This is a genomic window from Pyxidicoccus trucidator (assembly GCF_010894435.1).
Lineage (GTDB): Bacteria > Myxococcota > Myxococcia > Myxococcales > Myxococcaceae > Myxococcus > Myxococcus trucidator.
The window spans coordinates 42985-65415 of record NZ_JAAIXZ010000008.1; the positions used below are offsets into that span (position 1 = coordinate 42985).

Consider the following 22431-nt stretch of genomic DNA (forward strand, 5'->3'; position numbering starts at 1 on the left):
ACCTGGGAGTCTTGAATGTCGACGTCTCACCGCTCCGCCCCGGGGCTGCTCGCCGTGGCCGCCCTGGCGCTCTTCGCCCTGGCCTGTTCCTCGTCAGAACCCTCGGACTCCGAAGACTGTTCCTCGCAGCAGATCTCCTGCGGCGGCACCTGCCTCGACCCGCGGACGGATGACCGGAACTGCGGCGCGTGCGGCTTCGCCTGCCAGGCGGGCTACGCCTGTACGCAGGGCGTGTGCGCCATCGAGGTGGCTTGTGGCAACGGCCAGCTCAACACGGGCGAGTCCTGTGACGACGGCAACCGCCGGGGGGATGACGGCTGCAGCGCGCTGTGCTCGCTGGAGCCCGGCTACACCTGCCCCGGCACGCCCGGCGTCTGTGCCACCCGGTGTGGCGACGGCGTGCGCGCGGGGAGCGAGGCCTGCGACGACGGCAACGCGGCCTCCAATGATGGCTGCTCCGCCGCCTGTGCGCTGGAGTCCGGCTACGACTGCACCAGCACCACGCCCACCGTCTGTGCCGCGCGCTGCGGGGACGGGCGCGTGAGGGGCAGCGAGTCGTGCGACGACGGCAACACCACTCCGGGTGACGGGTGCAACGCCAGCTGCAACGTGGAGGGGGTGTTCGAGACCGAGGCGAACGACACGGTCGCCACCGCCAACCCGCTGGCCTGGGTGCCGGCGCGGGCGTTCGGCGCGCTGGCGTCCGGGGCGGACGTGGACATGTACCGCTTCACCCTCGCCTCGGTGTCCGACGTGCTCATCGAAACGGACGACAGCCGCGGCTCGCACAGCTGCCAGAACATCGACACGGGCATCCGGCTGCTGGACGCGAACGGCAACTTCCTGGCGGAGGACGACGACAGCGGGCTGGGCTTCTGCTCCCTGCTGGACCCTGCGACCGACCCGGAGGTGACGCACCTGCGCCCCGGCACCTACTACGTCGCCGTCCGCGCCGTGGGGTTCAGCGGCACGGCCGCCCTCCCCTACGGCCTCAACATCCGGCGCGTCGCCACCTGCGGCGACGGCGAGCGGACGGGCAGCGAGACGTGCGACGACGGCAACACGGCGGACGGCGACACGTGCAACCGCTTCTGCCAGGTGCCGCCCGCTCCGGAGGCCGAGCCCAATGGCACGACGGCCACCGCCAGCGGACCGCTGACTCCAGAGAGCCTCTTCGGTGGCGCGCTCACCCCCTCGGGGGATGTGGACTTCTATCGCTTCACTCTCACCGCCACCTCGGACGTCGCCCTGGAGGTCTTCGACGAGGCAGGCCCGTCGAGCTGCCTGGGCATGGACCCGAACCTCGCCCTGCTCGACGCGAGTGGCGCGGTGGTCGCTTCCAACGATGATGGCGGGCCGGAGAACTGCCCCCTGCTCTCCGCGGAGCGGGGAGACCGTGCCATGCGGCGGCTCGCCCCGGGCACCTGGTATGTGCGTGTCCAGTCGACCCCGGGCGGAGTCATCCCCGGCTACACCGTGCGCGTGCGGTACGAGGCCGTGTGTGGTGATGGCCGCGTCACCGGCAGCGAGGAGTGCGACGGGGGCGGGCGCTGCACCAGCACCTGCGAGCGCGTCCCGGTGTGTGGCGACGGGTTCCTCGACGCGCCCGAGAGCTGCGAGGACAGCAACACCGCGGACGGAGACGGCTGCAGCCGGACGTGCGCCGTGGAGGGCGCGACCTCCGAGGTGGAGCCCAACGACACCCGCGCCGACGCGGACGCGCGCGCCTCCGGTGGCTCGCCCGTGCGCATCACCAGCGGCGGGCGGCACTCCGGGGTGCTCTCCGGGGCGACGGACGTGGACCTGTACCGTGTCGAGCTCGCGGCGCCGACCGTGGTGCGCTTCGAGACCTTCCACGGAGGCGTGCTGCGCTGCGACGTAGGGGGAGACACGCGGGTGCGGCTGCTCGGCTCGACGGGCACCCTCGTCGCCGAGTCCTCCGGCGAGGGCCTCCGCGAGTGCGCGGCGCTCCTCTACCACCTGACCGCGGGCGTGCACTACGTGGAGGTCTCCGCGAGCCCGAACGGAGAGGTGCCCTTCACCTACGTCCTGGAGACGACCTTCCTGGCCAGCGCGGGAACCGAGGCGGAGCCCAACGAGGTGCTCGCCAGCGCCAATACGCTGAGCCTCACCAACGGGGAGGGCTTCGTCAGCGGGACCCACCCCACCGCGAGCGACCGGGACGTCTTCCGCATCACCGTGCCCGCAGGAGGCCGCTCGCTGCGCGCGGAAATCAGCGAGGGCACCGGGACGGAGAGCTGTGAGTCGCAAGGCATCGACAGCCAGCTCACGCTGCTCGACGCGGACGGCGAGCAGTTGACCACCGACGACGACGGCGGCCGGGGCTACTGCTCGCGCATCGACGGCACCGGCCCCACGCCGGATGACTTCGGCGCCAGAAACCTGGCGGCGGGCACCTACTACCTGGAGGTGCGCGCCGCGAGTCTGGCGAGCGGGGAGGACGCCATCTTCAACTACCGGCTTTCCGTCACCCTGCGCTGAACCCGGGCTTGCTCCGCCCTCCGTCCCGCGCGGTGGGTGGGGCCGGCCCCTCCCTTCACGATGCCCGGGTGCCATGGTCCGCATGGCGCCCCTGCTAGACTCCGCCCGCTCCCAGGAATCGAGCACCGGGCCTGTTGCTTCGCGGAGCCCCGCCTCCCTTTTCCAGAGAGAACCACCATGCTCCACCGTTCGCTGCGTCCCCTGCTGCTCCTGGCCTCGCTCGTCATCGGCTGCTCACCCGCCCTCAAGGTCCGCGTGTTGGAGCCAGCGCGGGTGAACGTGGGCTCCTCCAAGAAGCTGGTCCTGATGCAGACCGAGGGCCGTCCCAGCATCCGGGACTACGTCCTCAACGAGCTGCGGCGGCAGAGCCGGCAGGACGGCTACTTCGCGCTCGCGGACCGCACCGACACGGGCGCCATCGTGAAGGTCGCGGGCCGCGAGGTGCAGATTCATGGCGACAAGGCTCCCACCCTGGAGCAGGGGGAGATTGGCCTGCGCGTCGACGTGCTCGGATGGGACACCGACATGGAGAAGCGCGTCACCGAGACCAAGGACGACAAGGGCAAGGTCAAGAAGACGAAGAAGGACGTCTTTGTCGCGAAGCTCGTCCTCGGCGTGACGGCCTTCAACTCCGCCGGCAGGGTGCTGCTCGCGGAGGAGGAGTACGCGGGCCAGTTCGAGTCGGAGAAGGTGGACGAGCTGCTCCCCATGGCCGCCGCGCAGATGGTGGACCGCGTGCTCGGGGAAATCACGCCCCGTCACGTCACCCACTACATCCGGATGGATGACGACGACGAGGCGCAGAAGGACTTCGTCAAGGCGGCCGAGAATGGCGACGTCGACGGGGCCGTCACCAAGCTGACGGCGTACGTGGAGCAGCACCCGGACAACGCGGGTGCCTTGTACAACCTCGCCGTGCTGCAGGATGCCAGCGGCGAGTACGAGAAGGCGCTGGAGCACTACTCGCGCGCCATCTCCCTGGCCTCGAAGGACTTTTATGTGAAGATGCGGGACGAGTGCGCCGCCCGGCTCGCGAGTCGGCAGGCCCTGGCGGAGTGACGTGCGTCCCGACCCCTCCGGCCCGTGAGGGCTCGTGGACCTTCGGTTTGAGTGTTCGCGAGGCCCGGTGGTCCGGAGGTGGCTCGATTGAGTGCGGAGTCCGCCGCTTCCCGGGGAGGGCCCGCCGCGAGGGCGGCTCCTCCTGCGCCGACCTCGGAGGACCTCGCGGCGCTCTACCGGCGCTTCGGCCCCGCCGTGCACCGGCGGGCGCTGTCGCTCACGCGTGACGCCGAGGAGGCGCTGGACGTCACCCAGGACACCTTCCTGGCGTACATGAACGTCCGGCGCACTCCGCGCGACGAGGCCTCGCCCTTCACGGTGCTGTATCAAATCGCCACGTACCGGGCGGTGGACCGGGTCCGCCGCCGCGCGCGCTGGTCCGGCCGCCTGGGCCCGCTGTCCGTGGAGGACGAGGACGGGGAGGCGGAGCACCCGCGCGGGGAGGTGGCGACGGCGCACACGGGCGGGCTGGAGCGGGTGGAGGCCCTGCAGGACCTGGCGCTCCTCACGCAGGGCGAGGACCCGGAGGTGCTGACGGTGGCGGTGCTCTACTTCGTGGAGGGGCACACCACGGAAGAGGTGGCGCGGGTGCTGGACATGTCTCGCAAGACGGTGACCCGGATGCTGGCGCGCTTCGCCGAGCGCGCTCGGAAGCGCAGCCTCCGGCTGGCCCCGGGGGACGCGCCATGAGCGAGGGCGGTCGCCGTCTCCAGGAGGCCCTGCTGGAGCGCTACCTCGCGGACGCGCTGTCGCCGGAGGCCCGCCGCCAGGTGGACGCCGTGCTGGAGGCGTCGGCGGCGGACCGCGAGCGGCTGGCGGAGCTGCGAGCGGACTCGGCGGCGTTCCTCGTCCAGCACCCGCCCGGGCCGCTGGTGGCTCGCTACGAGGCGTCCCAGCCCGCGCGGCGGCGGCCCTGGTGGGTGTTGCTGGTGCCGGCGCTCGCGGCCTCGGTGCTGGTGGTGGTGTGGCAGCGCGAGGACCCCTTCACGGTGAAGGGGGGCGTGTCGCTGGTGCTGCACCGCAAGGCAGGTGACGGCAGCGCGCGGGTGGAGCCGGGCGCGACGCTGGCGCCCGGAGACGTCCTCCAGTTCGAGGTGAAGGCGGCCGGGGACGGCTACGTGGCGGTGCTGAGCCGGGACGGGCAGGGCATCGTCACCGTGTACCACCCGTTCGAGGGCACCCAGGCAGCGGGCTATCAGGCCGCGCGCCCGATGCTCCAGGCGGCCATCGAGCTGGACGACGTGCGGGGGCGCGAGGACGTGTACGCGCTGCACTCGCGCGAGCCCTTCGCGCTGGACTGGGCCGTGGCCGCGTTGAAGGAGGGCCGGCGGCTGGAGGACGTGGCGCCGAAGGACGTGACGGTGGAGCACGTCGGCTTCGACAAGCGCTGAGGAAGAGCCACTCCCGCTCCCGGGTCGGGGCCCCCCAGCGTGGGCCGCTCCGAGGGGCGAGAATAAAAAGTCCCACGGAAAATCCCTCGCGCGATGAACGAGGTAAGCGGGGCGCGTTGGTGCCCCGGGTCCTTGGGGGGCCTGGGGCGCCATGCCTGTCGGCGCCGTCCGCGATGCAAGGGGGAAGGTGAGAGATGACGACCGTGCGGTGTGTGATTGCCTCGTCGCAGCGGCAGTTGGACGACGCGCTCCGGGTGCGCTGGGCGGTGTTCGGCGCGGAGCTGGGGCTGTTGGGGACTCCGCCTCCAGCGCCTCGTGACGTGAGCTGCTTCGACACGCTGGAGACGACGCTCCACTTCGTGGTGTACGCGGGGGACAAGGCCGTGGCCACGTCGCGGCTGCTGCTGCCGAACGCGGAGGTGGCGCGCGCCTCCGGACGGCGGCTGGGCATCGAGCTGGAGCAGAAGCTGGACCTGGAGAACGTGGACGCGCCGGGCATGCGGCTGGCGGAGACGACGCGCTACTGCGTGCTGAGCGGCTACCGCGGCTCGGAGGTGTTGCTGCGCCTGCAGGCGGAGATGTACCGGGAGAGCCGCCGGCGCGGGGTGACGCACTGGATTGCGTCAGCGAACACGGAGACGGACTGCGAGGTGGACGCGCTCATCGCCTTCCAGGTGGCCGCGCGGATGAGGTGCGTGAGCCCCCGCTGGAAGGTGATTCCCCTCGCGCCCGCCCAGGCACCCGAGGTGCCCGAGGCGCCGCTGTTCACGCCCGAGGAGCGCCTGCGCGCCTGCCAGGGCCGCTTCGACGGGCTGCGCCTGCCGCGCACGCTGTCGCTCTTCGCGAAGAAGCTGGGCGCGTGCTTCATCGCCGAGCCGCTCTACGACGCGCGCTTCCACCGGTACGCCACGCCGCTGGTGGCCGCGCTGGACGCGATTCCGGCCAGCACGCTGGGCTGGTTCGATGCGTTTCCGGAAGGCGCCACGCGCGCCGCCTGAAGTCCCCGCCACACCCTTCCAACACCACCCATCCATTCAACCGCGGACGCGCCTGCGCGTGCCCGCACGGGAGAAGACCATGTCGACGGACCTCATCGTGAAGCTGGAGCAGGAGGCGAACACCCTGGTGCGCGAGCTGGACGCGCACCCGGACGCGCGGAGCCTCTTCGAGGGCACGGCGGACGCCGCGCGCTACGCGGGCTACCTCGTGCAGTCGTACCACTACGTGCGCTGGACGGCGCCGCTGCTGGGCCTGGCGGGCCGGCGCATGCAGCGGTTGGGGCGCCACCCCGCGCTGGCCGAGCTGCTCGTGCAGAAGGCGAAGGAGGAGTCGGGCCACGAGCGCTGGCTGCTCTCCGACTTGCGCGCGCTGGGCTGGACGAAGGAGCGCGTGGAGATGACGCCGGCCTGCGCGGCGGTGCGGGCGTATGTGAATTGGAACCGCTTCACCTCGGAGGCGGGCGTGCCCACCGCGTTCCTCGGCACGGCCTACGTGCTGGAGCACCTGTCCGTGGTGCGCGCGGGGTTGGCGGCGGAGCGACTGGTGGCCCGGGGCGCCATCCCCGGCATCCACCGCGCCGTCACCTTCCTGCGAGGCCACGCGGGAGCGGATGAGGGCCACGTCGCGGAGCTGGCCAGCGTGCTGCGCACCCTGGAGGACCCGGCCGAGCGGGAGGCCATCCTCCTGTCCGCCACCACCACGCGCGCCCTCTATCCGGCCCTCTTCACCCCAGTCGAGGAGGCCGCGGTCCACGACGTGGGCTGAGCACCGACACGCCCCCAGGGCCCGCCCTCCTCACTTTGACTTGCAGAAGTGTACGAATGACACTAACAATGTGTCGAAGGTACACGAAGCGGGAGGGCGGGCCCATGGTCATCGGGTACATGAAGGCAGCACCGACGACGTACGTGATGCAGTTCGAGGGGGGCAGGGTGGTGCGAGAGGGGGCGGGGCTCGCGTTCTTCTACTGGAAGCCGTCCGCGACGCTGGTGTCGGTGCCGCTGGCGAGCGCGGATGTGCCCTTCGCCTTCAATGAGGTGACGCGGGACTTCCAGGCGGTGACGCTGCAGGGGCAGCTCACCTACCGGGTGGCGGACCCGAAGCGGCTGGCGTCGCTGCTGGACTACTCGGTGGGGCCGTCCGGCCGGCATCGCTCGGACGACCCGGAGAAGCTGCAGGAGCGGCTGGTGCAGGTGGCCCAGGTGCGGGCGCGCACGGTGGTGCAGGGCCTGCCGCTGCGCGAGGTGCTGGTCCAGACGGGCACCATCGAAGCGCAGGTGCTCGCGGCGCTGGCGGTGGCCGAGTCGGTGCGGGGGCTGGGCGTGGAGGTCATGGCCTTCTCGCTGCTGTCGGTGAAGCCGACGCCGGAGATGGCGCGGGCGCTGGAGGCGGAGGCGCGCGAGGACCTGCAGCGCACCGCCGACGAGGCCATCTACGCGCGCCGCAACGCGGCCGTGGAGCAGGAGCGCCGCATCAAGGAGAGCGAGCTGGCCACGGAGTTGGCGGTGGAGGAGCGGCAGCGCCAGATTCGCGAGGCGAAGATGGCGGCGGACATCTCCGTGGAGGAGCAGCGCTCGGCGTTGATGGAGCGCTGGAGCCAGAACGAGCGCCAGGCCGCGGACGCCCGCGCCTACGCGCTGGAGAAGACGCTGGCCCCGGTGCGCGGGGTGGACTGGAAGACGCTGATGGCCACGTCCGCGGGGGGCGCGGACCCGGCGCTGAACATCGCGCTCGCCTTCCGGGAGATGGGGGAGAACGCGCAGCGCATCGGCGAGCTGAACGTGTCGCCGGACCTGCTGCACTCGCTGATGAGCGCCTCGGGCGGTGGTGGGGGTGGTGCGAAGCCCACGCGGCCCGTGCAGGGCCACAGGCCGGTAGACCCGCGCGAGCGCTGACCGGAAGGAGGGCGGGCCATGTACGAGAAGATTGTCCTCGTCACCCGCCGCACGCGGCTGGCGGGGCTGGTGGAGCGCTTCAACACCAAGAAGCAGGCGAAGTTCTACGTCGAGCACGCGGGGCAGGACTTCGAGGAGTTCTCCCGCGAGGACGAGTCCTACCGCCGCTCGGTGGACACGCTGCGCGACGCGCTGGGCCTGGGGCTGCCGGTGCAGCAGGTGGACCGGAGCCTGGTGCCCACCTTCCTCTTCACGGGGAAGGAAGTGGTGGTGGTGGCGGGGCAGGACGGGCTGGTGGCGAACGTGGCGAAGTACGTGGGGGAGCAGCCGCTGGTGGGCGTGAACCCGGACCCGGAGCGCTTCGACGGCGTGCTGCTGCCGTACCGCGTGGCGGGGGCCCGGGGCGCGGTGCGGCGGGTGCTGGAGGGCAAGGCCGGCTTCCGGCAGGTGACGCTGGCGGAGGCGCGGCTGGGGGACGGGCAGCGGCTGCTGGCCTTCAACGACTTGTTCATCGGCGCGAAGACGCACGTGTCGGCGCGCTACCAGCTGCGCTACGGGGACCAGGAGGAGGCGCAGTCGTCCAGCGGGGTGCTGGTGTCCACGGGGGCGGGCTCCAGCGGGTGGCTGTCCTCCGTGTTCACGCTGGCGCGGAGCCTGACGCAGCAGACGGGTGGAGTGCCGGGGCAGCCGTGGAAGCTGGGGTGGGAGGAGCCGAAGCTCGCGTTCGTGGTGCGCGAGCCCTTCATCAGCCGGCACTCGGCCGCGGACGTGGTGGGTGGCTTCGTGACGGAGGAGCGCGAGCTGGTGCTGGAGTCGCGGATGGCGTCGGGGGGCGTCATCTTCAGCGACGGCGTGGAGGAGGACTTCCTCACGTTCGGCGCAGGTGCCACCGCGCGCATCCGCCCCGCGAAGCAGCGCGCGCGGCTGGTGGTGGGGTGACGCTCCGGCGTCCAGGGCTGGGGCCACGCGCGGGACTGCGTGTCCTCGCGCGCGACCCGGGGCTCAACGCCCCGGGCCCCGTTTCCCTCACGGCGTGACGGTCGTCTCCACCTCGTTGCACTTCACCGGCAGCTCGCGGAACCCGTCCATGGTGTGGGGGAGCCCCGCCTGCTGCGTGGCGACGTCCATCAGCCGGCCCTGGAACGCGATGCGGTAGCGCCCCGGCTGCGTGAAGTCATACGCGAGCGCCACGTTCACCTTGCCCTCCACGGTGGCGCCCGGTGCCACGGCGACATAGTCGTCCGCTCCCGGGTTCGCCCGCTTCAGCATCGGCCCCGCGTAGGAGATCTCCGCGCCGTCGCGAGTCACCTGGAAGATGTTGTTGAGCAGCCCCTCCAGCGGCGTGTGCCAGTCCAGCACGTACAGCGGCTGCGCGGTGGGGTTGCTCAGCCGGAAGACCACCTCCACCGGCTCGCCCGCCTTCACCGTCGCGGGGGCACTCAGCGCACATTCCAGCGTCGTCGCCATGGCGGACTCCTCCTGCCGGGCCGCGGTCGGCGGCGGTGTTCCCTCGGAGCGTGACGCGCACGCGCCACCCAGCACTCCCAGGCACAGCAATGTGACGGAACGCAGCTTTCCACGTGTCATGAGAATGGGACTCCCGACTCCGGAAAAAAGAAACGGGGGCGTCGCCGCCCCCGTTCCGCGTCACATCATGTCACCGCGCGCCTGTCACGGCAGCGACGGCGTGTTCTCCGCGAAGTACTCGTGGCTGTCCGCGTTGTCGCGGGCGCGGGTGGGGTTGGAGGTCGCCAGGCTCTTGGCGGCGCTCTGGCCGTAGGCGTGGTCATCCGTGTCCGCCACCACCGTGAAGTGGCTCAGCTCGTGGATGAGCGTGCCGGCGCGGGAGTCCGTGCCCGTGTTCGGCGCGCTCCAGAAGGCGTTGCACACGTAGATGCGGTACGGCGAGTTCTTGTACACGTACGCGTAGGCGCTGTCCGTGCAGCCGCAGTCGACGATGACGGACTTGGTGTCGAGGGCGCTCTTGATGGACGTGAAGTGCGTCTTGACGGTGTTCCAGTTGGTGGTGCTGAACGTGCCGAACCAGGTGCGGAAGCGCGTGGTGTTGCTGGGCGTCGCGCTCAGGTAGGTCACCGAGTTGTTCGCGTAGGTCTTCGCCGAGTTGAACGCCGTGGTGACGGACGTCACGCGGCTGCTGGTGCAGTTCGCGGTGGACAGGGCCTGCGCCGTGACGGTGCCGGTGGCCGCCGCCTCGGGATTCACGAAGGGACGGCCCTCGATGAACACGCTCAGGCTGTCCGAGCGCAGCTGCGACACGCCCTCGTGGCTGGCGTCGTGGTGCGCCTCGGAGTCGTAGCTGATGCTGTACGTGGCGCTCTTCGACAGGTCGTAGATGGACGCCAGGTCCACCTGCCGCGACACGCTCTCGCCGGCCTTCAGCGTCAGGAAGTCATGCGCCTCCGGCGTGGCCCACTTGTAGTGGCGGCCGTTGTACTCCGCCGACGCGCCGTCGGCCGTCACGCGGAACAGGTCCTCCTTCACTCCGTCCACCGGCGTGTGCCACTTGAGCACGCGCACCGAGCGCGACGAGACGTTGGTCAGCGTCACGTTCACCAGCACTCCGTCACGCGCGGCCAGGGACGACTTCTCCGTCGACAGCGTCACCACCACATCGCCCGCGACCGCGTCCTGCACGGCGGGCTCGTTCGACTCGAGCGCGTCACCCGAACGCTCATCCGGCGCTCCACACGCACCCAGCAGGGACACGCTGGCGAGGGCACCAATCCACCAATTGAGACGACCACGAGGGCTCAGGCTCATTGCGGGGACTTCCTTTCAGCTCGAGGGGGGGAACTCTGCTGCCGCGCGGCGGCCCATTCAGTGAATGCAAGCCTGTCGCGCTATCCCTTTTATATCGAGCTGGGCGTCTTCCCGTCCAGCACTCGCCGGGTCGTCACTCAGGGGTGTGCGTAGCTGACGACCAGCATCACCAGGCCGAACACATGTGCGGCCATCAGCGGGCCCACGGTGAGGAGCACCACATCGAATCGGCTTTCGTCAGGGGTCTTCATGACCTTGCTCTCCAGGCCGCGCGTGTGTTGCGCGGCCCCCGTTGCTTGAGCAAGGTGCGGGCCACCGCGCGCCAGGTGCGGTGTGCCTGAGCTGAGGTGAGGCAGTTCGCGGGGTTGCGTCCGCATGACGGGCAGCGCCGGTGCGCGGAGGCGGGACAGCCTGTCCGCCGCGCATGTTCGCCCCTGGGATTGGGCGTGCGGCCCTGGCATCGCGACGCGGAGAGGCGCCAAGGTTGCTTGGAACCCCTAGTATTCGCGCCATGCGAATCCACACCCCCGCCCTGTTGCTGTTCTTCGCCGGAGCGTGCGCGCATGCGCCGGCCGCCACGGAAACCCCTGTCATCGCGGAGACGCCCGGCGCCAGTGCGCCCGACGCGCAGGCGAAGGCGCCCATCGCGGAGCTCCCCTTCATGGAGGCGCCCGCGGCGCCCATGCCGGGGTGGCGGCAGGTGAAGCGCGCGGACGCGCTGATGCGCGAGGGGAAGAACGCCGAGGCCCTCGCGCTCTACAAGGAGGCGCTGGGCGCGGGGAACTCGAGCGCGAACACCGCGTACTCCGCCGCGTGCGCCATGGCGCTGCTCGGGCAGAAGAAGGAGGCGCTGGACTCCCTGTCGCGCGCGGCGGAGCTGGGCTTTCGCGACGTGAAGTGGATGCAGCAGGACACGGACCTGGTGTCCCTGAGCGGCGAGCCGGCCTTCACCGCCCTGGTCGAGCGCATCCCCACGCTCCCGGAGCGCCACTCCAACGGGAACCCCGAGCTGCAGCGGATGTTCACGGAGGACCAGGCGGACCGCTCACCGCCGCCTGCCTCTCCGGAGGCGTGGAAGGCCGTCACGGCGCGGGATGCGCAGCGCCGCACACGTGTGAAGGAGCTGGTGGCCTCGGGCGCCCTGAAGGACGCCGCGGACTTCCTCGCCGCCGGGTTCATCTTCCAGCACGGGGACACGCAGGAGGACTACGCCATGGCGCGGGAGATGGGCGCGGAGGCCGCCCGGCGCGGCAACCCGACGGGCCTGTGGCTGGCCGCCGCCGCGTGGGACCGCTGGCTGATGAACGCCGGCAGGCCGCAGCGCTTCGGCACGCAGTACCGGGGCGACGTGCAGACGAAGAAGATGACGCTCTACCCGGTGGACCCGAGCGTGACGGACGAGGAGCGCGCGCGCTGGGGCTTCCCCCCGCTCGCGGAGATTCCCACCACCATGCGGTAGCCGGTGCCGCGCTTCCGGGCCTGCTCGGCGAGGCCCGGAAGGCGCGTGGCGCCTACTTCGCCGCGGACGCGGGCGCTGGCGCGGCGCTCTCGCTGGCCAGCGTGCGCACCAGCTCCAGCGCGCGCCGCACGTGCTCGCCCACGCGGAGCTGCGACTCGAAGGCGCTGCGGATGACGCCCTGGCGGTCCACGACGAAGGTGACGCGGCCGGGAAGCAGGCCCAGCAGGGAAGGGGGCACGCCGAAGGCCTCGCGCGCCGCACCGCCCGCGTCGCTGAGCAGCACGAAGGGCAGCCGGTGCTTGGAGGCGAAGCCCTCGTGGGACGCCACCGAGTCGCTGCTGATGCCCACCACCTCCGCGCCCGCGGCCACGAAGTCCTCGTACTGGTCCCTCAGGCCGCACGCCTGCGCGGTGCAGCCCGGCGAGTCATCCTTCGGGTAGAAGTAGACGACGAGCACCTTCTGCCCCACCAGGTCCTTCAGCCGCACCGGGCGGTTGCCAGCCCCCGTCAGCGTCACATCGGGGACCGCATCGCCTTCTTTCAGCAGCTTCGGCCTGGCCATGACTTCCTCCCTCCGCCCCGGAGCGTCGTCCCGGCACGTGTGGCCCGGTTGATGCTGAAGGGTGACTCATAAGTCAATCAAACCGGCGCTGGCGCCTCCTCATCAGGCGCGGGCCGTCACAGGGGCGTCCACTCCGGAGTCCTCTCCTTGCGCCTCCGCAAGGCGTCAGCGGGGACCCAGGTTGCGGTACGTCGCGCCCACGCGTCGGACGAACGGCTTCGACGGGGGCATGCGTCACGGCTCTATCGTTCCGGCCCGGGCTCGTTTATGAGGGAGCTTGCTTCCTTGCCGGGCGGGCGGGTGGGACGGTGCGTGTGGGAGATCACGACGGGTGCGCATCGCATCCGTCTTCATGGCATCGGATAGGATGTGGGGGGAGCGGAGTCGCTCCCCCGTCCGGCAGGCGACAGCCCTGCGTTTTGCCGGGTCCGAAATTTCGGCATGGGAGCCAGGGTCGTCTTACCTTTCGAGACAAGAAGCGCGAGCTTGAGTTCGGGGTATTGGGCGGAAACTTTCGCCGGAGTTGCGTGACGCAGCGTTCAGGCGTAGGACGGCAACTTCGGGGGGTTGGTCAGGAGCGGACATGGTCGGCCTCGTCGTCGCAGCGCACGGGCGTCTAGCGGAGGAGCTGGTCTCCACCGCGGAACAGATCGTGGGAAAGCTTCCCGCGGTGGCAACCTGCAACATCGAGCCGGGGACTCCCGTAGAGGAGCTCCGCGCGAAGATGAAGCAGGCGGTCGCCCGCGTGGATGAGGGGGAAGGTGTCATCATCCTGGCCGACCTCTTCGGCGGGACTCCTTGTAAGGAGTCCCTGATGATGTGCCAGCGGATGAATCTGGAGGTGCTCGCTGGCGTCAACCTGCCCATGCTTCTCAAGGCGAACTCGCTCCGCAGTGAGCAGATGTCCCTTCCGGAGATGGCCAACCAGCTGGCTTCCCACGGCCAGCGCAACATCACCTGTGCATCCGCCCTGCTTCGCGAGGCCCAGCAGCAGCCGCGAACTTGACGGACCCGCGCGGGTCGGCGATTCGAGACTGCCGTGATCACCCTGGTCCGCGTCGACAACCGCCTCATCCATGGTCAGGTCGTCGAGGCCTGGCTGCCCTTTCTCAAGGTCTCAAGAGTCGTCGTCGCCGACGATGAGGCGGCCTCCAGCCCCCTCATCCGCGCGGCCATGGCCCTGGCCGTCCAGAGCGCCATCGAGGTGCAGATCCTCCCGCTGGCCCAGGTGGACTTCGCCGCCCTCTCCAAGGACGGGGTGCGCACCCTGGTGCTGCTGCGCGACGTGGCGTCCGTGCCCTTCGCCTTCGCGCACGGGCTGTCCATGGAGGAGCTCAACCTGGGCAACGTGCACTTCGGCACCGGCCGCCGGCAGGTGTCCCCGTCCGTCTTCCTGGCCGAGGCGGAGCTGAAGGCGCTGCAGCAGCTGGCCGAGCAGGGGGTGCGCGTGGAGGCCCGCGCCGTGCCCGTGGAGAAGCCGGTGGAGCTGCTGGACCTCACCGAGCGGTGGGCGAAGGCCGGGTGAGCGAGTGAGCGTCGTCTGGACCCAGGTGGCGCTTGCGGGAGTGTGGGGCGGACTGGTGGCCTTGGAGCGCAAGGCGTTCCTCCAGGCCATGCTGTCCCGCCCCCTCGTCGCGGCCACCGTCATGGGCGGACTGCTGGACGACGTGGCCTCCGGGCTGGCCGTGGGGCTGGTGCTGGAGCTGTTCTTCCTGGGCACCGCCAACCTGGGCGCCGCGCTGCCGGAGAACGACACCCTGGCCGCCACCGGCACCAGCGCCGCCGCCGCCACCCTCACCACCGCCACCGGCGCCGGCTCCACGCCGGCCATGTGGTCCCTGGCGGTGCTGCTCTTCATCGGCCTGGGACGCGTGGGCCGCAGGAGCGACCGCCTGCTGGAGGGCTACACGGCGCGGCTGGCCCGGGTGGCGCTGGCGTCCGCCGAGGCCGGTGACCTCACCCGCGCCATGCGGCAGAACCTCTGGGGCATGTGGCCGCACTTCGTCCTGTACGGCAGCCTCACCTCGCTGTGCGCGCTGCTGGGCTTCTTCGTGGAGCCGCTGCTGACCGCGCTGCCGCCCGCCGTGGTGCGGGGGCTGGCCTGGGCGTGGCCCGCCATGGCCTCGGTGGCGGCCTCCCTCGCCGCGCAGGGCAGCCACGCCCGGCGCGCGCCCCTGTACGCGGCGCTGGGGGCGGCGGCGGTGACGGTGGCGGTGGTGCTCCTCCTCCTCCGGGAGGGCCGGTGAGCACGAAGGACACCTACCTGCCGCCGTGGGTGCTGCTGCGCGTCTTCCTGCGCTCGCTCTTCCTCCAGGCGTCGTGGAACCCCAAGGGCATGCAGAACCTGGGGCTGGCCTACGCCGTCTACCCCGCCCTGGCCACGCTGTACCCGGCGGGCCCCGCCCGGGAAGAGGCGGTGCGCCGGCACCTGGTCTTCTTCAACACCCACCCCTACGTGGCGGCGGCCATCGTCGGCGGCGTCGTCAACCACGAGATGCGCATCGCCCGGGGGGAGGAGACGCCCGACAAGGTGGTGGCCTTCAAGGCCGCGCTGATGGGGCCCCTGGCGGCGCTGGGGGACGGCTTCTTCTGGCTGTCCCTCAAGCCGGCGGCGGGGGCGGTGAGCGCGGCCATGGTGCCGCTGCTGGGCGTGTGGGCGGTGCCCCTCTTCCTGGTGCTCTACAACGGCGTCCACGTGCTGTTGCGCGTGCGCCTGTACTGGCTGGGCCTGTCCCTGGGGGACAGACTGGTGGAAGCAGTGGCCCGGGCCAACCTCCCCTCGAAGGGGGCGAAGCTGCGGGCGGTGGCGGCGGCGAGCGCGGGCGGCCTTGCCGCCTGGCTGTCCGTTTCCTTCGGGGCGAACGCGGGTGGAACGCGAGCGCCCCTCCTGGCGGCCGGGTGCCTGGCCCTGGGGGTGGCGTCCTACGTGCTGGTCAGCCGTCGGGTGCCGAACTACGTGGTGCTCTACCTTGCCGCGGGGCTGGCCTGCGCGGCGGGAGCATTCCTTTAAAGAAGAGAGGTGGGAGTCGCGATGCCAACCATGGCCGAAGGAACCTACGAGATCATCAACGCGCTGGGGCTGCACGCCCGGGCCGCGGCGCAGATGGTCAAGGTGGCCAACCGCTTCAAGAGCGAGGTCACCATCGAGGCCCAGGGCCAGCGGGCCAATGCCAAGTCCATCATGGGCGTGCTGATGCTGGCGGCGGCCCAGGGGACCCAGGTGAAGGTGACCTGCAAGGGGGATGACGCCGACGCCTGTCTCCAGGAGTTGGCAAAACTCATCGGGGACCGTTTCGGCGAGGCCCAGTGACAGGAGAGAATGGACACGCGGTAGAGCGAAGGGAGAAGACGGGCACGTGAGCAGCCAGGCCACCCCCACCCTCAGACTGATGGGCATCGGCGCGTCTCCCGGCGTGGCGGTGGGCCACGCCTTCATCCTGGACCGCAAGCGCATCCGCACCCCCAAGCTCCGGCTGGCCGAGGCAGAGGTCGAGCCCGAGCGGATGCGGATGAAGACCGCCATCGACCTGTCCGACCGGCAGCTCGCCGAGCTCAAGGACCAGATTACGCGCACCGAGGGCAGCGACCATGCCCTCATCCTCGAAGCCCACCGGCTGATGCTCCACGACCCCATGCTCGTGGACGAGGTCAACCGGCTCATCATCGACGACCGCATCAACGCCGAGTGGGCCGTGCGGCGGGTGGCGCGCAAAATCAAGCACCTGTTCGACAACATCCCCGACGAGTACTTCCGCGAGCGCCGCTCGGACGTGGACTACGTCGCGGACCGCATCATCCGCAACCTGATGGGCCAGGTGGTGGACGAGGAGGTGGAGGTCCCCGCCGAGGCGATTGTCGTCGCCCACGACTTGTCCCCCGCGGACGCGGCGCTGATGGCGCGCAGCGGGCGGGTGGCGGGCTTCGTGACGGACCTGGGCGGCCAGACGAGCCACACGGCGATTGTCGCGCGGGCGCGCGAGACGCCGGCGGTGGTGGGCGCCGGACGGGCCAGCGAGCAGATTTCGCCGGGCGACCTGGTGGCCATGGACGGCATCCGGGGCGTCATCCTCGTCAACCCTTCCGACGAGCAGCTCGCCGTCTTCCGCGAGGACCAGCGCCGCTACCAGGAGGGCGAGCGGCTGGCGCTGACGACGAAGGACCTGGAGGCGCTGAGCACGGACGGCTTCCGCATCCGGCTCTACGGCAACATGGAGTTCCTGGAGGAAATACCCTCCCTGCTGGCGCACGGCGCGGAGGGCATTGGCCTGTACCGCACCGAGTTCATGTTCCTGGACCGGAAGACGGCGCCGACGGAGGAGGAGCACTACCGCGCCTACCGGCAGGTGCTGGAGGCCATGGGCGGGCGCCCCGTCACCATCCGCACGTTGGATTTGGGCGGCGACAAGGTGCCGGGCAACAAGGTGAAGCACGAGAAGGAGCCCAACCCGGCCATGGGCCTGCGGGCCATCCGCTACTGCCTGTCCAACCGGGAGCTGTTCCGCACGCAGCTCCGCGCGCTGCTGCGCGCCAGCGTGCACGGCAACCTGCGGCTGATGTTCCCCCTCATCTGCGGCGTCAGCGAGCTGCGCGAGGCGCGCAGTGAGCTGGAGGCCTGCCGCACGGAGCTGGGCCGCGCGGGCGTGCCCGTGGGCAAGCGCTTCCCGGTGGGCATCATGGTGGAGACGCCCAGCGCGGCGATGATTGCGGACCGGCTGGCGCAGGAGGCGGACTTCTTCTCCATCGGGACGAACGACCTCATCCAGTACTCGCTGGCCATCGACCGCCAGAATCGCGAGGTGGCCTACCTCTACCGGCCCCTGCACCTGTCGGTGCTGCGCATGCTGCGGACCATCATCGACGCGGGCAAGGCGGCGAACATCCCCGTGTCCATGTGCGGCGAGATGGCGGGTGACCCGCTGTACACGCTGGTGCTGCTCGCGCTCGGCTTCGACGAGCTGTCCATGACGTCGGGGCAGATTCCGGTGGTGAAGCGCTTCATCCGCCGGGTGAGCCGCACGGATGCCGTGGAGCTGCTGAAGGGCGCCATGGAGCTGACCACCGCGGAGGAAATCGAGCGCTACGTGCGCACGGAGATGGACCGCCGCTTCGCGGAAGTCCTGGAGCCCGCCTCGGAGCCCGGCCAGCCGGAGCCCGCCGAGCACGAGCCCACGCCCTCCGGCCGCACCACCGGCTGAGTCCTGCTCCTTCCCTCCTGGGGAGGGAGCAGGCGGCCCGCCCGCCCGGCTGCCGGGCGGGGAGGGCATGCCGGGGCCTTCCCCCCATGCCCAGCTTTCCCGGGACGGGCACAGGCGTGTGAGCGGGGAGCGAGCATGTTCAATCCAGCGGACATCCAGATGGGCATGGTGGCGAGGGACAGGGACGGTGAGCGGCTGGGCACCGTCATCGCCGTGGACGCGGGAGGCTTCTTCATCGGCAAGGGCCCCTTCTTCGCCCGGGACTTGCGGGTGGCCTTCTCGGAGGTGCTGGATTTGGACGGGGAAGACATCTACCTGCGCGAGGACGTGGCCAGCCTGCCCGGCGTCAACGCGGACGTCCTGTCTGGTGCGCGGACCGACGAGGCGGCCCCGGACAGGGTGCTCCACCACGACCTCACCGGGGGCCTGGGCCTGGAGCCGGAAGAGCCGGAGCAGGCCCGGATGGACAGCGCGAAGTTCCAGGACCCTGGCCGAGGGGTGGCCGCGCTGGACGAAGATGAGAAGCCCCGCCGCGAGGCGCCGTCCGAGGGAGACCCGCACACGCGGCGCTGAGGCACGCGGCCTTCAGCTCGCGTCCCCCGAGTCGGGAGGCGAGCCGACCACGTCCCGGTCCGCCACCAGCCCGCGGCGCTTCCGGTACCGGTGGATGGCCCGCTCCACGGGCCGCAGGCCCACCAGGCTCAGCAATGAGATGACCACCGTGGCGCCAGCCGCGAAGTACAGGCCCAGCCCCGCGACGAGCCCCACGGAGGCGGTGAGCCACAGGTTGGCGGCCGTCGTCAGGCCCCTCACCTGGCCGCCATGGCGCAGGATGACGCCCGCGCCCAGGAAGCCGATGCCCACCACCACCTGGCTGGCGATGCGGCTGATGTCGACTCGCACCGCGTCCGGGGCCTCGCTGCTGGCCAGCGGCGCCTCGATGAAGACGCTGGCCAGCGTGAAGCAGCACGCGCCCAGGGACACCAGGATGTGGGTGCGGAGGCCGGCGTCCTGGCCCCGCACCTCGCGCTCCAGCCCCAGCACGCCACCGAGCACCGCGGCCAGGGCCAGCCGCAGGGCAATGGTCTTCTCGTCCACGAGGGACGAGCCTACTCACCCAGCTCTATCTTCTCGTCCTTGTCCGCGTCGTTGAGTTCGGGACTGGGCAGCGTGTCCAGCGTGGCCGCCAGCAGCTTGGCGGAGGGCACCACGTAGGGGGCCACCTCCTCGCCCAGCTCCTGGACGTACTGGGCCACGCGCTGCGAGTAGTCCTCGTCCTTGGAGCCCCAGCTCCCGGCGGCCTCGGCGGCCCAGACCTCCTCGCCGTCGCGGCACCGCGTCAGCTTCGCCTTGACGGAGGCCTCGGCGCCGTCGCCCTTCAGCGCCACCGTCGGGTCCAGCCAGAGCACGCCTTCGATGCCCTCCACGCACAGGCCCTTGAAGGACAGGTCCTCCGGCCGGTCGGGAAGCGCCAGGTTGGACTTCACGATGAAGTCCCGGTTCTGGTTCACCCACTGGCGGGCGAGCAGGCTCCACAGCTCGCCCACCGCGGGCTTGCCGTCGGGCAGCGGCTGCGCCACCACCACCAGCCGCTTCACCTGCTGCTTGTCCACCTGCGTGTAGTCGTCACGCAGCCGGTGGCTCTTCACCGTGGAGCACGCGGACAGCAGGCCCAGCCCGAGCACGGGCAACAGTCGCTTCGTCGTCATCTCCCTCTCCCGGCCCCCTTCGTGGGAAGGGGGCCTCCTTCAGTTGCACTCGACGCCTGGGCCCGGCCGCCCTGGCGGCTCAGGCCGCCTTCGTCTTGCTGCTCTCGTCGCTGCCGGCCGCGCCATCCGCCCCGGCGCTGTGCCCGGCCTCGCGCTGCCGGCGGTCATGCATGAGTTGCATCACCGCGGCCAGCACCGTGAAGGACACCACCAGCGTGGTGATGAGGCCGATGCACGCCACCAGGCCCATGGACCGCAGGCCGTTGTGGGCGGCGGCCAGCAGCGCCGCGAAGCCCGCCACCGCCGTCAGGGTGGAGGAGGCCACCGCCGCGCCCACGCTGCGCAGCGCGACCAGGGGGGAGGTGCCCTCCAGGAAGCGGTGCAGCAGGTACAGGCCGTGGCTCACCCCGAAGCCCAGCAGGATGGGCAGGATGATGATGTTCATGAAGTTCAGGCGCAGGTCCGTCAGAGACATGATGCCCAGCATCATCGCCACGCCCACGCCCAGCGGAATCACGGACGCCAGCGCCAGCTTCGCGTTGCGGAAGTCCAGGAAGTGCATGGCCAGAATCCACAGCGCGGTGAGCACCACGGTGAGCTTGCCGTCCCAGAGCACGATGCTCGCCAGCTTGGCGTAGAGCTGCGTGGCGCCCGCGGCGCGGAACTCCTTCTCCGCGGTGGGGCCCTGCGCGTCCCACGCGTCCTTGTCGAGCGAGCCCGGCGAGTACTTCGCCCGGATGGTGCGCGTCTCGTCGGCGAACTGCATCATCTTCTTGCCGTCCATCAGGTCCACGCTCGCGTAGATGAACGTGAGGTAGCCCCGGTTCTCCGGCAGGGCGGCGGGCAGGTTCTTGAACTGGGCGGTGTAGTTCGGCGGCACGCCGTGGACGTCGAAGGGCTTCGCGTCCAGCACCTTCTTGAAGAACTCGGCCTTGTCCTGCATCTCCGGCGGCAGCGCGGCGGTGCTGAAGCCCTCCGCCTCCAGCTGCGCCAGCTCCGCCTTCCACTCCTGCAGCACCTTCTCGTTGGCCTTCGCCGTCTCCGCGGGAGGCACGAAGGTGAAGATGCTCACCACCTGGTCGATGGACGGGTACTTCTGCGGGTTCTGCGTCAGCTCCCGGTAGACACCCTCGGCCTCGTCCAGGTCCTTGGTGTAGATGGCCATCGGGTCGCTGGAGATGTTGAAGCGCTCGTTGATTTCGTCCTGGAGCAGCACCGAGGACATGCCGTCCGGGATGAGCGCGCGGGTGTTGTAGTTGAAGCCCACGCCGTACTTGAGCCGCTCGAAGAAGCCGAGCTTCGCGCCCTTGGGCAGCTCCGCGTCCAGCCCCGCCCAGGGCACCGCGGCGGCGCAGATGAGGGCCACCACGCCGGTGCTGATGGCCAGCACCAGGCCCGGCTTGGGGATGCGCAGCTCCTTGCCGGTGGCGGCGGAGGTGTTGTTCGGCGGCTTCATGACGCCGATGAGCTTCTGCGGCAGCGCCGGGTTGAAGCGGCCCGCCAGCGCCAGCAGCGCCGCGCTCCACAGGAACAGGGTGAGGCCGAGGATGAGCGTGCCGCAGCCGGCCAGGAAGCCGAACTGGCTGAAGCCGCGGAACTCGCTGACCATCAGCACGAAGAACGAGCCACCCGTCACCACCGCGGCCACCGCCGCCGGGCGGCCCGCGTTGACGAAGGCGTCGCGGATGGCCACGTCGTACGGCTTGCCCGCGCCCAGCTCCAGCCGGGTGCGGAACATGAAGTGGATGCCGTAGTCGATGCCGAACCCCATCAGGATGCCGCCCAGGATGGAGGTAATCATGTTCAGCTCACCAATCGTCGCGTAGGTGAAGCCGAGCGTATAAATCGTCCCAATCACCGTGCCGCTGACCACGATGAAGGTGGGCGCCAGCTTGCGGAAGAAGACGATGGTGATGAGGAAGATGGCGACCAGCGCGATGATGGTGACGGGGTGCAGCGACTCCTCAATCGCGAACGAGTCGTCCACCGTCGTCTTGTACGAGCCGGTGAAGCCGTAGGCGATGGTGGTGGCGCCCTTGCCGTCCTTCGAGCCGTCGCGCGTGAAGGACTGCTTGTCGTAGTCCTCGACGAGCTTCACCTTGCCGGGCTGGGCGGAGTACGCGTCCAGTTGGAGCTTGAGCTTGTCGAGATACTCCTTCGTCTTGCCGATCTCCGTGGTGTCCCACATCGGCTTGATGAGCATCAGCACCATCTTCTTGTCGGTGGAGATGTTGTAGTCGTCGCGGATGCTCTTCTTGCCGACGGAGGAGTACTTGTCGACCAGGTCCTGCATGTCCAGCTCGACGGGCCTGGTGGCGCCCAGGTCGATGAAGAACGGGTTGCTGCGCTTGAGCTTGTCGCGCAGGAAGGCCATGACGCGGCGCTTGCCCTCGACCAGGTCCTCGGTCTTCACGAAGAGGACCATGTTCTGCTGGATGAACTCGACGGGCAGCTTGTAGGAGACGTTGCGGACGTTCTCCTTGTCCGCCTCGAGCAGCTTCGCGAGGTCGTCCGCCGTGCTCTTCATGGCGGCTTCGTCGGACGAGCGCAGGGCGAGCATGAGGAAGCCGCTGCCGCCCACCATGTCGATGACCTGCTTGACGTCCTTCACCTCCTGGAGGTCCTGGGAGATGAGGTCGAGCTGGTTGGAGTTGATGCGCAGCTTCAATGCGCCCCAGGTGGACACGCCCAGCAGGGCGAGCAACACCAGGAGGACAGCCCCGGGCCGGCGGACCAGCAGTCCGGCGAAGGCGAGGGCGAAGCGAGAATGGGAGTTCGGGTTTCGGGCGCCGCTCATGCGGCGGCGACCCTACCGGCAAACGCCCCTGCCAGGAAGCAAAGCCCGCCCGCCAGGCCGGTCACCGGCCATGGCCCTCCGC

22 protein-coding genes are annotated in these 22431 nt (G+C 70.4%); 16 read left to right on the forward strand and 6 right to left on the reverse strand.

The genetic code is table 11. The features are described from left to right. Window positions 1-15 precede the first annotated feature (15 nt). From G4D85_RS22550 to G4D85_RS22585, 8 genes are all read left to right on the forward strand, one after another. Window positions 16-2502: a DVUA0089 family protein gene (locus G4D85_RS22550; RefSeq protein ID WP_164015287.1), complete on the forward strand. Its 2487-nt coding sequence runs from the start codon at window positions 16-18 to the stop codon at window positions 2500-2502. 177 nt (window positions 2503-2679) lie between these two features. Further along, on the forward strand, window positions 2680-3561 hold the full coding sequence (locus G4D85_RS22555) for a tetratricopeptide repeat protein (RefSeq protein ID WP_164015289.1): 882 nt from the start codon (window positions 2680-2682) through the stop codon (window positions 3559-3561). Between the two features lie 87 nt (window positions 3562-3648). Continuing rightward, a complete protein-coding gene (locus G4D85_RS22560; protein ID WP_164015292.1) occupies window positions 3649-4251 on the forward strand; it encodes an RNA polymerase sigma factor in 603 nt (200 codons plus the stop codon). Then, window positions 4248-4952, forward strand: coding sequence for a hypothetical protein (locus tag G4D85_RS22565; protein WP_164015294.1), 705 nt, complete (start codon window positions 4248-4250; stop codon window positions 4950-4952). Before G4D85_RS22560 ends, G4D85_RS22565 begins: the two co-directional genes overlap by 4 nt. 194 nt (window positions 4953-5146) lie before the next feature. Next, window positions 5147-5950: a GNAT family N-acetyltransferase gene (locus G4D85_RS22570; RefSeq protein ID WP_164015296.1), complete on the forward strand. Its 804-nt coding sequence runs from the start codon at window positions 5147-5149 to the stop codon at window positions 5948-5950. A gap of 79 nt (window positions 5951-6029) precedes the next feature. Further along, entirely contained in the window at window positions 6030-6716 is a 687-nt protein-coding gene (locus G4D85_RS22575; protein ID WP_164015298.1) for an iron-containing redox enzyme family protein, read from the forward strand. A gap of 104 nt (window positions 6717-6820) precedes the next feature. After that, a complete protein-coding gene (locus G4D85_RS22580) occupies window positions 6821-7846 on the forward strand; it encodes an SPFH domain-containing protein (RefSeq protein ID WP_205525659.1) in 1026 nt (341 codons plus the stop codon). 18 nt (window positions 7847-7864) lie between these two features. Next, the gene (locus G4D85_RS22585; RefSeq protein WP_164015303.1) at window positions 7865-8785 is read left to right on the forward strand and encodes a diacylglycerol kinase catalytic domain-containing protein; all 921 of its coding nucleotides are present in this window, start codon (window positions 7865-7867) and stop codon (window positions 8783-8785) included. An 87-nt stretch (window positions 8786-8872) separates the two neighbouring features. Here G4D85_RS22585 and G4D85_RS22590 read toward each other — a convergent pair whose 3' ends face one another. Further along, complete coding sequence (locus G4D85_RS22590; RefSeq protein WP_240359438.1) at window positions 8873-9313, reverse strand: protease; 441 nt, start codon at window positions 9311-9313, stop codon at window positions 8873-8875. Window positions 9314-9517: 204 nt separating this feature from the next. Continuing rightward, entirely contained in the window at window positions 9518-10627 is a 1110-nt protein-coding gene (locus G4D85_RS22595) for a M35 family metalloendopeptidase (protein WP_164015307.1), read from the reverse strand. 511 nt (window positions 10628-11138) lie between these two features. Between G4D85_RS22595 and G4D85_RS22600 the strand changes: the two genes are divergently transcribed. After that, window positions 11139-12086 (forward strand): tetratricopeptide repeat protein, encoded by a 948-nt coding sequence (locus G4D85_RS22600; RefSeq protein WP_164015309.1) that lies wholly within the window; start codon window positions 11139-11141, stop codon window positions 12084-12086. A gap of 52 nt (window positions 12087-12138) precedes the next feature. Here the strand turns inward: G4D85_RS22600 and G4D85_RS22605 are convergent, their stop codons facing one another. Further along, entirely contained in the window at window positions 12139-12648 is a 510-nt protein-coding gene (locus G4D85_RS22605) for a peroxiredoxin (protein ID WP_164015311.1), read from the reverse strand. A 583-nt stretch (window positions 12649-13231) separates the two neighbouring features. On the opposite strand from G4D85_RS22605, the gene G4D85_RS22610 reads away from it, so the two are divergent. From G4D85_RS22610 to G4D85_RS22640, 7 genes are all read left to right on the forward strand, one after another. Continuing rightward, the gene (locus G4D85_RS22610) at window positions 13232-13654 is read left to right on the forward strand and encodes a PTS sugar transporter subunit IIA (RefSeq protein WP_164015313.1); all 423 of its coding nucleotides are present in this window, start codon (window positions 13232-13234) and stop codon (window positions 13652-13654) included. A 33-nt stretch (window positions 13655-13687) separates the two neighbouring features. Continuing rightward, the gene (locus tag G4D85_RS22615) at window positions 13688-14173 is read left to right on the forward strand and encodes a PTS sugar transporter subunit IIB (RefSeq protein WP_164015315.1); all 486 of its coding nucleotides are present in this window, start codon (window positions 13688-13690) and stop codon (window positions 14171-14173) included. A 4-nt stretch (window positions 14174-14177) separates the two neighbouring features. After that, window positions 14178-14894 (forward strand): PTS sugar transporter subunit IIC, encoded by a 717-nt coding sequence (locus G4D85_RS22620; RefSeq protein WP_164015318.1) that lies wholly within the window; start codon window positions 14178-14180, stop codon window positions 14892-14894. Beyond that, entirely contained in the window at window positions 14891-15658 is a 768-nt protein-coding gene (locus G4D85_RS22625; RefSeq protein WP_164015320.1) for a PTS system mannose/fructose/sorbose family transporter subunit IID, read from the forward strand. The genes G4D85_RS22620 and G4D85_RS22625 overlap by 4 nt, the downstream gene beginning before the upstream one ends. A gap of 21 nt (window positions 15659-15679) precedes the next feature. Beyond that, window positions 15680-15958, forward strand: coding sequence for an HPr family phosphocarrier protein (locus tag G4D85_RS22630; RefSeq protein ID WP_164015322.1), 279 nt, complete (start codon window positions 15680-15682; stop codon window positions 15956-15958). 46 nt (window positions 15959-16004) lie between these two features. After that, window positions 16005-17843: a phosphoenolpyruvate--protein phosphotransferase gene (ptsP, locus tag G4D85_RS22635; RefSeq protein WP_164015324.1), complete on the forward strand. Its 1839-nt coding sequence runs from the start codon at window positions 16005-16007 to the stop codon at window positions 17841-17843. Between the two features lie 135 nt (window positions 17844-17978). Then, window positions 17979-18416, forward strand: coding sequence for a hypothetical protein (locus G4D85_RS22640; protein ID WP_164015326.1), 438 nt, complete (start codon window positions 17979-17981; stop codon window positions 18414-18416). Window positions 18417-18428: 12 nt separating this feature from the next. Here the strand turns inward: G4D85_RS22640 and G4D85_RS22645 are convergent, their stop codons facing one another. From G4D85_RS22645 to G4D85_RS22655, 3 genes are all read right to left on the reverse strand, one after another. Continuing rightward, entirely contained in the window at window positions 18429-18941 is a 513-nt protein-coding gene (locus G4D85_RS22645) for an MgtC/SapB family protein (protein ID WP_164015328.1), read from the reverse strand. Window positions 18942-18952: 11 nt separating this feature from the next. Then, entirely contained in the window at window positions 18953-19552 is a 600-nt protein-coding gene (locus tag G4D85_RS22650; protein WP_164015330.1) for an MXAN_6521/LA_1396 family lipoprotein, read from the reverse strand. Between the two features lie 79 nt (window positions 19553-19631). Further along, window positions 19632-22349, reverse strand: a complete 2718-nt coding sequence (locus G4D85_RS22655) for an efflux RND transporter permease subunit (RefSeq protein WP_164015332.1) — start codon at window positions 22347-22349, stop codon at window positions 19632-19634. Window positions 22350-22431 lie beyond the last annotated feature (82 nt).

What these genes read in the sequence shown, in the direction of transcription:
- G4D85_RS22550 (WP_164015287.1), top strand. Translation starts at nt 16, where the DNA reads ATGTCGACGTCTCACCGCTCCGCCCCGGGGCTGCTCGCCGTGGCCGCC.
- G4D85_RS22555 (WP_164015289.1), top strand. Translation starts at nt 2,680, where the DNA reads ATGCTCCACCGTTCGCTGCGTCCCCTGCTGCTCCTGGCCTCGCTCGTC.
- G4D85_RS22565 (WP_164015294.1), top strand. Translation starts at nt 4,248, where the DNA reads ATGAGCGAGGGCGGTCGCCGTCTCCAGGAGGCCCTGCTGGAGCGCTAC.
- G4D85_RS22570 (WP_164015296.1), top strand. Translation starts at nt 5,147, where the DNA reads ATGACGACCGTGCGGTGTGTGATTGCCTCGTCGCAGCGGCAGTTGGAC.
- G4D85_RS22575 (WP_164015298.1), top strand. Translation starts at nt 6,030, where the DNA reads ATGTCGACGGACCTCATCGTGAAGCTGGAGCAGGAGGCGAACACCCTG.
- G4D85_RS22580 (WP_205525659.1), top strand. Translation starts at nt 6,821, where the DNA reads ATGGTCATCGGGTACATGAAGGCAGCACCGACGACGTACGTGATGCAG.
- G4D85_RS22585 (WP_164015303.1), top strand. Translation starts at nt 7,865, where the DNA reads ATGTACGAGAAGATTGTCCTCGTCACCCGCCGCACGCGGCTGGCGGGG.
- G4D85_RS22590 (WP_240359438.1), bottom strand. Translation starts at nt 9,313, where the DNA reads ATGGCGACGACGCTGGAATGTGCGCTGAGTGCCCCCGCGACGGTGAAG.
- G4D85_RS22595 (WP_164015307.1), bottom strand. Translation starts at nt 10,627, where the DNA reads ATGAGCCTGAGCCCTCGTGGTCGTCTCAATTGGTGGATTGGTGCCCTC.
- G4D85_RS22600 (WP_164015309.1), top strand. Translation starts at nt 11,139, where the DNA reads ATGCGAATCCACACCCCCGCCCTGTTGCTGTTCTTCGCCGGAGCGTGC.
- G4D85_RS22605 (WP_164015311.1), bottom strand. Translation starts at nt 12,648, where the DNA reads ATGGCCAGGCCGAAGCTGCTGAAAGAAGGCGATGCGGTCCCCGATGTG.
- G4D85_RS22610 (WP_164015313.1), top strand. Translation starts at nt 13,232, where the DNA reads ATGGTCGGCCTCGTCGTCGCAGCGCACGGGCGTCTAGCGGAGGAGCTG.
- G4D85_RS22630 (WP_164015322.1), top strand. Translation starts at nt 15,680, where the DNA reads ATGCCAACCATGGCCGAAGGAACCTACGAGATCATCAACGCGCTGGGG.
- G4D85_RS22640 (WP_164015326.1), top strand. Translation starts at nt 17,979, where the DNA reads ATGTTCAATCCAGCGGACATCCAGATGGGCATGGTGGCGAGGGACAGG.
- G4D85_RS22650 (WP_164015330.1), bottom strand. Translation starts at nt 19,552, where the DNA reads ATGACGACGAAGCGACTGTTGCCCGTGCTCGGGCTGGGCCTGCTGTCC.
- G4D85_RS22655 (WP_164015332.1), bottom strand. Translation starts at nt 22,349, where the DNA reads ATGAGCGGCGCCCGAAACCCGAACTCCCATTCTCGCTTCGCCCTCGCC.